The 10,085-nt window shown below is 68.5% G+C and carries 7 protein-coding genes; 4 read left to right on the top strand and 3 right to left on the bottom strand.

Annotation, left to right across the window (positions count from 1 at the left end; genetic code table 11):
- From DI526_RS22085 to DI526_RS22075, 3 genes are all read right to left on the bottom strand, one after another.
- Positions 1-851: sulfate ABC transporter substrate-binding protein (locus DI526_RS22085; RefSeq protein WP_304282779.1), on the bottom strand; the 851-nt coding region annotated here is incomplete at its 3' end.
- A gap of 87 nt (positions 852-938) precedes the next feature.
- On the bottom strand, positions 939-2,402 hold the full coding sequence (locus DI526_RS22080; protein ID WP_304282776.1) for an OprO/OprP family phosphate-selective porin: 1,464 nt from the start codon (positions 2,400-2,402) through the stop codon (positions 939-941).
- Positions 2,403-2,742: 340 nt separating this feature from the next.
- Positions 2,743-6,000 carry an autotransporter outer membrane beta-barrel domain-containing protein gene (locus tag DI526_RS22075; protein WP_304282773.1) on the bottom strand — a complete coding sequence of 1,086 codons (3,258 nt, stop codon included), beginning with the start codon at positions 5,998-6,000 and terminating at the stop codon, positions 2,743-2,745.
- A gap of 163 nt (positions 6,001-6,163) precedes the next feature.
- Between DI526_RS22075 and DI526_RS22070 the strand changes: the two genes are divergently transcribed.
- The 4 genes from DI526_RS22070 to DI526_RS22055 all read left to right on the top strand — a co-directional run.
- On the top strand, positions 6,164-7,543 hold the full coding sequence (locus tag DI526_RS22070; RefSeq protein WP_304282781.1) for a cell wall metabolism sensor histidine kinase WalK: 1,380 nt from the start codon (positions 6,164-6,166) through the stop codon (positions 7,541-7,543).
- Between the two features lie 380 nt (positions 7,544-7,923).
- Positions 7,924-8,109 carry a hypothetical protein gene (locus DI526_RS22065; protein WP_304282770.1) on the top strand — a complete coding sequence of 62 codons (186 nt, stop codon included), beginning with the start codon at positions 7,924-7,926 and terminating at the stop codon, positions 8,107-8,109.
- A gap of 85 nt (positions 8,110-8,194) precedes the next feature.
- The gene (locus DI526_RS22060; RefSeq protein ID WP_304282767.1) at positions 8,195-9,175 is read left to right on the top strand and encodes a TerC family protein; all 981 of its coding nucleotides are present in this window, start codon (positions 8,195-8,197) and stop codon (positions 9,173-9,175) included.
- Between the two features lie 140 nt (positions 9,176-9,315).
- Positions 9,316-10,085: phosphate ABC transporter permease family protein (locus DI526_RS22055; RefSeq protein WP_304282764.1), on the top strand; the 770-nt coding region annotated here is incomplete at its 3' end.

Raw genomic sequence — 10,085 nt, 5'->3', positions numbered from 1 at the left:
GGGCTGTAGAGGAAATTGAGATAGCCCTCGGCGACGGTCCGGGTCTTGTGACGGTCGACGTTCTTGTCGACCAGCGCCACGGGCGGCTCAGCCAGGATCGAGATCGACGGATAGACGATGTCGAACTTGCCCGGCAGCTCCTCCTGGGCCAGGAACGCCTCGTTCTCCCAGGCCAGCAGCACGTCGCCGATGCCGCGTTGGGTGAAGGTGGTGGTCGCGCCCCGCGCGCCGGTGTCCAGCACAGGGACGTGCTCGAACAGGTTGCGCAGATAGGCCTCGGCCTTGGCGGGATTGCCGCCCGGCTGCTTCAGCGCCCAGGCCCAGGCGGCCAGATAGTTCCAACGGGCGCCGCCCGAGGTCTTGGGATTAGGGGTGATCACGTCGACGCCCGGCTTGATGAGGTCCGGCCAGTCCTTGATCTTCCAGGGATTGCCCTTGCGGACCAGGAACACGATCGTCGAGGTGTAGGGCGTGGAGTTCTGCGGCAGGCGCGACTGCCAGTTGGCCGGCAGCAGCTTGGCCTTGGCGGCGATCTCGTCGATGTCGTAGGCCAGCGCCAGGGTGACGACGTCGGCCTGCAGGCCGTCGATCACCGAGCGGGCCTGCTTGCCCGAGCCGCCGTGGCTCTGGTTGATCGTCAGCGTCTGGCCGACCTTGTCCTTCCAGTACTTGGCGTAGGCGGCGTTGATGTCCTTGTAGAGCTCACGCGTCGGGTCGTAGCTGACGTTGAGCAGGGTCACCGGCTTGGCGGCCTGGGCGTGGGCGAGCCCGCCGGCCATCAGGGTCGCGGCCCCGGCGCCGGCGCCGGCCAGCAAGCCGCGTCGAGAGGGAGCTTTGAGAATGTCGCTCATGGGCGCGATCCTTTCCGGAGATTGGGACATTGAAGAAGGGCCGCTCGCCTTCGATTTCTGTTCGCCTCGCGGCGAGCGGCCTTTGACCTAGAACGCGAACTGGCTGCGGAAGTTGACGGCCTGGTAGCTCTGGCTGAGCGGCAGCAGGCCGCCGGCCGGATCCTTGCGGTCGATATCCACGTCCAGGTAATCCAGCGAGAACTTGGTGACCGAATTGGGGAACCAGTTCAGGCCCGCCGTCCAGATGGTCTGCTCGCCGCCCCGCACGCGATCGGCGGCCAGGGTGGCGTTCTCATGGTGGTTGAGGTCGAGCACCGAATAGCGCGCCGCCAGCTCCCAGGCGCCCCACTTGCCCTTCTTGGGATCGAAGGGGTTGGTGATCGTCGGGGCTTCGAAGGCGAAGTTGGCGGGGTTGTACTTGCGGGCCTCGCCGGTCAGCACCCAGCCGCCCTCCACGTACCAGCCCTTGAACTTGGGATCGCTGACCCCAACGGCCGGGTTGCGGCGGTCGATCTTGTAGTCGAAGGCCTCGCCCTGGATCAGGAGGTTGGCCTTCTGGGCGGCGAACTCCAGCCCGTAGTGGCGCGCGCCCTTGGCGTCGATCGCGCCCGTGCCGATCAGCTGCTGGCCGTCGACGCGCAGTTCTGGACGGTCCTGGATGTTGATCGGATAGGCGCCGCTGAGCGCCGCGGTCTGGGCGGGGGTGACCACCACGCTGGCGTTCGCGCCGACATGGACCAGCCAGTCCAGGCCCTTCAAGGGCGTGCCGGCCACGCGGGCGACGTAGCCCAGCTGCTCGTCGAAGGTTTGGCCGTCGCCGGCCTTGGCCCCGGTCACCGCGCCCGAAAGGATCCAGCGCTCGCCGACCGCCTGGGCCTGCAGGGCGATCCGGCGGTCGGCTCCGGCCAGGCCGCGGGCGGCTTCGGCGGGCGACGGACGTTCGGGGAACAGCGAACCGTTGGTCGAGGCGGCGTCCTCGAGGCCCAGGTTCGGGGCGAAGGCGCCGACCCGCACCTTGAACGGCGCGTAGTTGTACTGGAGGTAGATCTCCTGCAGCACGCCAGAGCCATCCGTGCCGGCGCCGCCGAAGTCCAGCAGGACCGAATAGTCGAAGACCTTGGCGAACTTGCCGTCGACGCCCAGGCGGGCGCGGCGGAAGTTCGTGCCGTTATTCAGGTCGCGGCCGTTGCCGATCACCGCGGGCAGGCCCTTGTCCTGGAAGTAGTGGGCGGCGTCCAGCTGCATGACCCCGTGCAGGGTGGCGCTGTAGGCGCCGTCTCCCGAGGCGATGGTCGGCTTGCCGCCGGCGATGCTGAAGGTCGTGGCGCTCTGGGTGGCGCGGACGTCCTTGAAGCTGGCGGCGGTGGCGGCCTTCAGGTCGGAGACCTGCTGTTGCAGCGCCGCCAGCTGGGCTTCCAGCGCGGCGATGCGCGCGGCGGCCTCTTCCGGGCTCGCCGCCGTCGTCTGGGCGGAGGCGGCGCCGGCGGTGGCCAGCAGGGAGACGCCGGCGATCAGCGCGGCGCGGAAGACGATCTTGGTGGCTTTGATCATGTGTAGTCCCCTCTCGGCGCCGCTGAGCGGGCCGACCTGCCGAGCCAGGGAAGACCATTATTCCTAGCTCTGGAATCGAGATTTGGGAAAGCCGGCCATGAGTTTTTCTGCAAGGCGCGGCCCGGTGGTCCGGAAGATTCATTGAATCTTCCCGTGAATCCAAACGCCTAAGCGACAATAATCCGTTTACGGAACAATACCGCGCTCGTCTTACGGGCGGCGGAGCAGGCGCGTTTCGCGCCCAGGTTTATAAAAGCACTCGCGATCACAGACGCAAAAGGGGCCTGCGACGGCATGCCGCAGGCCCCTTGGCTGGGATCATATTGGCGGCCAGCGCTGCTTAGAACATGGCGCGACCGGCGAGGCGCAGGTTGTAGCGCTTCTGCTTCTTGGTGGCTTCGACGCCGCCCTCGAGGGCCAGGTAGGACATCGGCGTACCGGCGCGCAGGGCGAAGCCGGCGGTGACCGCGCCGTCCTTGTCGTTCAAGGCCGCCAGGGTGAACGGATTGCCGCCCTGGAAGCTGGCGACCGTGTCGCCGACCGAGCCGGCCAGGGTCTGGCGGTAGCCGACGCGAACTTCAGGACGCCACCAGACGTTCTTGCCGAAATCGGCGCCCATGACGAGGCCAAGCTCGCCGCTCAGGTTGCTGGAGGTGCGCTTGTCGACGGTCAGGTCGAAGCCCTTGCCGCCGCCGCTCTCGGCGCGCTTGCCTTCGCGCAGCCAGACATAGTCCACGCGGCCTTCGGGGCGCGCGAAGAAGCGGCCCATCTTGGCCTCGTAGGCGACGCCGGCATAGGCGTTGGATGTCAGGCCGTTCCAGTCGGCGTTGTTCTTCAGCACCAGGTCGGCGACGCCGTCGGCGTTGGTGTCCGGGGCGATGAAGCGGCGCTTGCCGTTGAAGAAGCCGTAGCCGACCCCACCGCCGGCGTTGAACCGCCAGCCGCCGACCGAGCGGCGCCAGTACGCGCCCGTCTGGACGAACGAGGCGGTCGTGTGCTCGCCCACCTTGGCGACGGTGTCGTGTTCTTCCAGGCTGGCGTAGGCCAGGGTCACGCCCAGGGCGCCGCCCGCGTCGCCCATGGCCTCGTAGCCGGCGACGAAGCCGAACGCCTGGGTGTCCGAACCCAGGGTCTGGTCGGTGTCGCGACGGGTCAGCGAGGTGATTTCCTGGATCCACAGGCTGTCGGGCCCATAGCGATCGCCGGGGTCCGGACGGAACATCGTGGCGGCGGAGACCTGCTGGTTGACCGACTGCAGGGCCGCGAACAGGCCTTCGCCCTGGTCGGGCAGCATCTGGTCGTAAAGATCGCGGAAACCGTCGCGGGTGCTCTGGTTCAGGAAGCTGCTGGCCAGCGTCGAGTCCGAGCCGAGCGCGGCGAAGACCGCGTCATAGGCCGAGGTCTCGGCCTTGTTGAAGCCGATCTCGGCGGCCGTGCGGCGGCGCACGTCGATATAGACGTTGTTGGCGTCGGCCCGGCTGGTGGCCACGTACAGATAGGGCGACTGGGCCAGCAGGCTGTTGCCGAACGTGCCGGCGCTGATGTTCGAGCCCTGGATCACCGTGAAGGTGGTCGGCTGCTTGACCAGGTTGGCCAGGCGGATGCCCAGTTCGGCGCCCGAGGCGATGGTGGTCGAGCCCGAGACGACCAGCTTGGTCGCGGTTCCCGCCGACGGATCGGCCGAGAACAGGATCTTGCCGGTCGAGCCGATGTTCAGGCTGCTGACGTTGATCGTCTCGCTGTTGACGATGCCCAGGCTGCCGCTGGCGACCGAGATGTCGAGCCTGCCGTCGCTGTCGGTCAGCGAGCCCAGGGCGACCGCGCCGTTCGTGATCGACAGGCGGTCCTGGCCGGCGCCGAACGACATGGCGCCCAGCAGCGTGCCGCTGGCCAGGTTCAAGGTGTCGTTTCCGCCGCCGAACAGCACGTCGCCGACCGTGGTCGGGGTCGTCGTCGCCACGGTGGTGTCGGTGCTGGTGACGGTGTCGGTGCTGGGGAAGGTGGTGGTCGAGGTGAAGCTGGTCGGCGTGGCCTGGGTGAAGGTGACGCCGGCGTTATTGGCCCGCAGGTCCAGCGCGATCGCCTTGCCGCTGGCCGTCACCGTGGCGGTCGTGCCGTCGGCCTTGAACTGCGGCGCGCCGACGGCGGCGCGGATCGAGCCGGTGTTGGTGATGCTGGTGAGTGTTCCCGCCTGGTCGAGAACGGCCACCGCGTCGCCGGTCTCGCCGGTGCGCGAGGCGCTGATCGTGCCGATGTTGTTCAGGCTGGTGGTGTTGGAGCCCGCGCCCAGCACAACGCCGCGCGCGGTGGCGGTGACGCCCGATCCCGCGAACGACGACGAGGTCGAGGTGATCGTGCCGCGGTTGAGAATCTGGTCCGCGACCGCGCCATTGTTCAGGATGACGGCCGTGGCGTTGGCTTCATAGCTGCCGGCCGAGATCTGGCCGTCATTGCGCAGGCCGCCGACCAGCGTCGTGGTGCGTCCGCCATCGGCCCCGATCGAAAGACCGGTCGAGGTGACGCCGTTATAAACCCCGCTCGCGCTGATCGTGCCCTTGGCGACCAGGCCAAAGGCGTTGTCGCCGGCTCCGACCGCGCCGAGGGTGACGTTCTGGCTGGCCGAACCGATCTGCAGCGCCGCCGCCGAACCCGAGACGCTGATGCTGGATGTGCCGGTGCTGCTGGACGCGATGCTGGTGACGACGGTGTTGCCGTCGGTCCCGACCTTGGTCGAGTAGTTGGACCCCTGCAGCAGGACGCCGCCGGTGACGTCGCCGGTGATCCGCACCGCCGATCCGCCCTGCAGCAGGTCGTCCGCGTCGAGCTTGTTCAGCGCGTCCAGCGTGGAGGGGCGGCTGGTCGAGCGATAGCCGGTCGCGCTGGTCCCGCCTTGCAGCACCAGAGCGCCGTTGATGTTCGCGGCGATGTCCTGCGCGACGGCGCCCGCGCCCTGCACGTTGATCGTGCCGCCCATCGTGACCTTGCCGGTCACCGGCGCGGCGATCCGCACGCCGCGGGCGTTGTCGCCAACGACGCTGATGCTGCCCAGGTTGGTCACGTTGCCGACGACAGGGCCTTCCAGCAGGATGCCCGCCGAGTTGTTCCCCTCGACGCTAATCGCGCCGCCGGCCTCGTTCAGGATGTCGCCGGTGAAGGTCCCGGCGTTGGTCAGGCGAACCCCGATTCGATTCGAGCCCTGGGCGAAGGGGCCGTCCAGGTCGCCGTCGTTATCGCTGTCGGTGGGCGTGTAATCCTCGAGCAGAGAAATGGCCGCCGAGTTGGTCAGGCCGCCGGTCTTGCCGCCGAGAATCAGCACGCCGACGCTGTCGTTGACGCCGTTCGTCGAAAGGGTCCCCGCATTGGTGACCTTGTTGTTGCTGTCGATCGTGACGATCGCGCCCGCGGCGGTCGGCTTGATCGAGCCGTCGGCGGTGATCTTGATGTCGTCCGCCGCCGTGCCCGTGGCCGTGCTGGTGGCGATCGGCGTCGTGCGCGCGTTGGAGACCGAGGTTTCCGCCGACGCGGCGAAAGCCATGGCCAGAAGAGGAGCGGTCGCGACTGTCGCGACCAGGACCTTGCGCTGCATTACGAACGACACCTCGATAGAAACCGGCGCACCTAATTCGGGTCACGTTGCGGCGAAATTGCGGTGAGTCCCGCTCGCGACACGCACTAAGGCGCCAACCGTCTATCGCATGGCTTGGCGGGGCGCCATATCTGCTTCGTCGAATCGCTCCACGCTCCAGACCATGAGCAAGCCTATGCCGCTGGCCAATACGTTCCCGGAAGGACCGGAAGGCCGCCGCGCCAGCGCCTTCTGGCCTATTCTCTTGGGACCGGGGGTGATTTTGGCCCTGATGGCCATGGGGGCGGCGCAGCCCTTTCCCGCAGCCGCCGCGGCGACCGCGGCGGCGGGCGCGGGCTATTGGCTGGCCAAGCGCGACCAGGCGCGCGCCGCGCCCCCGGCGGCTGGAACGCCGCTGGCGCCCGTCGCCGCGGCCGAGGAGATTCCCCCCTTCGCGGCGATCCTGGACCGGTTGCCCGACCCCTTGATGGTGATCGCGGCCGAGGAGGCCGACGACCTGACGGGCCGCCGGTTCCTGTTCGCCAACGCCTCGGCGCGGGAGCTGTTCAAGATTCAACACCCTGGCCAGCTGCTGGTCACGGCGGTGCGCAATCCGCGCGTGCTGGAGGCGGTCGACGAGGCGCTGTTCGGCGGCCTTGAAGGCCTGGTCGAGTTCGAGACGGGCGGCGCCCAGGGCCGCGCCTGGCTGGCCAGCATCCGGCCGCTGAGGGAGGCGCCGGGCCGCTCGCGCCTGGCCCTGCTGGCCCTGCGCGACGAGACGGACGCGCGCCGCAGCGAACGCACCCGCGCGGACTTCCTGGCCAACGCCAGCCACGAGCTGCGCACGCCGCTGGCGTCGCTGTCGGGGTTTATCGAGACCCTGCGCGGTCACGCCAAGGACGACCCAGGCGCGCGCGACAAGTTCCTGACCATCATGCTGGCCCAGGCCGAGCGGATGTCTCGGCTGATCGACGACCTGATGAGCCTGTCGCGGATCGAGCTGAACGAGCATATCGCGCCGCTGGGGCGCGTGGACCTGGCCATGGCCGCCGTCGACGTGATCGACGCTCTGGCGCCGCAGGCCAAGGACAAGTCCGTGACCTTCGACCCAGTCCTGCCGCCGCGCGGCGGGGCGGTGGTCGATGGCGACCGCGACCAGATCATCCAGGTGATCCAGAACCTGCTCGACAACGCGATCAAGTACACGCCCAAGGGCGGGACCGTGCGGATCGAGATCTTTCCGGGCCTGGCCGCGGAGGCCGCGGCGGCGCCCCGCGACGCCGGTTCCGCTCGCATGTCTCTGCTGACGCCCGATCATGATCCGGCCGAACGCTACGCCGCCCTGCGGGTCACCGATCGCGGGCCGGGGATCGCGCGCGAGCACCTGCCGCGACTGACCGAGCGCTTCTATCGCGTCGAAGGGCAGAAGAGCGGCGATCGCTCCGGCACCGGCCTGGGGCTGGCGATCGTCAAGCACATCATGAACCGCCACCGAGGCGGCCTGACCGTCGAGAGCGTGCGGGGCGAGGGCGCAACCTTCGGCGTCTATCTGCCCATGGCCAAGACCCAGGGCTAGAAGGCGTCCGGCCGGGCGCCTTCAAAAGGCCAGCTTGGCCGCATCTTGCGAAGCCTCCGCTGCTCATCTATCTTTGTTATGCGAGCCGGGCCCCTCTGACGATCGGCGCTGACAAGCGCGGTCGTGATGTCGGAACGCATCGGGTGTGCTCGATGCCGGGTCCAAGGGATATCCCTACAGCCCCGCCAGCCCGACGTCGGGCCGCCCTCCCAACAGAGGAGAGCGTCGATGTCCATGAGTTCGATCTTCTACAAGTCAGTCCGTGGCGGCCGGGCCCAGTCCGCGCCCCGCGAGCGTCCCCCCGGATCCCCCGAGGCGGCTGACCCGAAGGCGCGGCGACCGCCCTTCCTGCTTGATCTGGTCGATCGCTGGGGGCGGAGATGAGAGTCGCCGGCCCCTCCGCATCGGCGTCCTGGCTGCCGCTGCGGCTGACCCAGCAGGTGGTGGTCCAGGCGGCGTCCCACGCCAGCCAGCCCACCGCCAAGCCGGTCGCCCCGCCGGACCGTCTCGAGGCCTCGCCGGCCTCGCGGCCTCCCCGGCGAAGCGTGCTGGACATCCGGGTCTGACGCTTCGGCGTGACCCCCCTTCCGCCATCTGCAAGCCGGCCGGCGAGCGCCCCGCGATCGCCGACGGCTGGAGCGCGACCTGATCATGGACTTCCTGACCCTGCCGGTGATCGGCAAGCCCCTTTGGATGTGGGCCGGCTTCGTGCTGGCCGTCGTGGCGCTGCTGGCGTTCGACCTCGGCGTCCTGCACCGCAAGACGCGCGAGATCGGCGTGCGCGAGAGCCTGCTGATGTCGTCCATCTATATCGCGCTGGGCCTGGGCTTCGGCGGGCTGGTCTGGCTTCAGCTGGGCGCGACCTCGGGCGTCGAGTACCTGACGGGCTTCGTGATCGAGAAGAGCCTGGCGATCGACAACGTCTTCGTCATCGCGCTGATCTTCGGCTTCTTCGCCATTCCCCCGGCCTTGCAGCACCGCGTGCTGTTCTGGGGCGTCCTGGGGGTGATCCTGATGCGCGGGGTCATGATCGGCGTCGGCGCGGCGCTGGTCAGCCAGTTCAGCTGGGTCCTCTATATCTTCGCCGTCTTCCTGATCCTGACCGGCGTGAAGATGCTGTTCTCGAGCGGCAAGCCGATGGATCTCAACGAGAACGTCGCCCTCAAGTTCGTCCGGCGGGCCCTGCCGGTCACCGATCGGCTGGAAGGCGAGAAGTTCTTCGTCAAGGGCGTCGACGCCCGCACCGGCAAGGCCGCCCTGCTGGCGACGCCGCTGTTCCTGGCCCTGGTGCTGGTCGAGTTCGCCGACCTGATCTTCGCCGTCGACTCGGTGCCGGCGATCTTCGCCATCACCACCGACCCCTACATCGTCTACACCTCGAACATCATGGCCATACTGGGCCTCCGGGCGCTCTACTTCGCCCTGGCGGCCGTGCTGCACCGGTTCGCCTATCTGAAGCAGGCGCTGGCCGTGCTGCTGGTGTTCATCGGCGGCAAGATATTCATCGCCGACCTGCTGGGCTGGGCGAAGTTCCCCGCCGGCCTGTCGCTGTCGATCACCTTCGCAATCCTGGCGGCGGGCGTGTTCTGGTCGCTGTGGAAGACCCGAAAAAACTCATCTTCCGCCGCGTGAGGCGCGTTAACCGGACGCTGTCGTCAAACTGTCATGTATCTGTCGCATAAGCACAGCGCCCGCCCGGCATAGATCGGGCCCGGGGGAAGGCCGCGATCCTGCGGAGCCTTCGCAACACTGGCGCAAGATTAGCTTCACGCATGCTGACCTGGCTTTCGCTCCTTGTCCTGGCGCTGTTCTCCGGCGCGGCCTTCATGGCCGGTCGTCGTCGCGCCGTGGCCGCCGCTGGAGGCCGCGCCCGCGTCCTCCATTCCCTGCCGGACTATTACGGGACCTATGCGGCCCTGTGGGCCGGCGTGCCCGCCGCCCTGCTGCTGCTGCTGGGCGTGATGTTCGGCGGTCGCATCGAGGATGCGATCCTGCAGTCCGAGCGCCCGGCCGCCGTCCAGGCGCTGGAAGTCGACCGCCAGGCCGTCTTCTACAGCGACGCCCACGCGATCGCCGCCGGCCAGGCGCCCAGCGAGGTGACCTACGACGGCGAGCTGAAGACGGCGCTGGACGCCAAGGTCGCCGAGGCGCGCCGCATCGAGACCTTCCTGAAGGTCGGCATCCTGGGCGCGGCCGCCGTGCTGGCCCTGGCCGGCTTCCTGCTGGCTTTCCCGAAGATCTCTACCGAGTTCCGCGCCCGCAACCGGGTCGAGGGCTGGATCGGCGTGCTGCTGATCGGCTGCTCGGTGGCGGCGGTGCTGACCACGCTCGGCATCGTGCTGTCGCTGGTCTGGGAAAGCTGGCGCTTCTTCCAGAGCGTCAATCCGATCTCCTTCCTGTTCGGGACCGAGTGGAGCCCGCAGATCGCCATGCGCGCCGACCAGGTCGCCTCGGCGGGCGCCTTCGGGGCCGTGCCGCTGTTCGCTGGCACCTTCCTGATCATGCTGATCGCCATGCTGGTCGCCGCGCCGGTCGGCCTCTA

It is taken from the genome of Caulobacter segnis (genome assembly GCF_003243465.1).
Lineage (GTDB): Bacteria > Pseudomonadota > Alphaproteobacteria > Caulobacterales > Caulobacteraceae > Caulobacter > Caulobacter segnis_A.
This window is presented reverse-complemented; position numbering and strand designations above follow the sequence as displayed.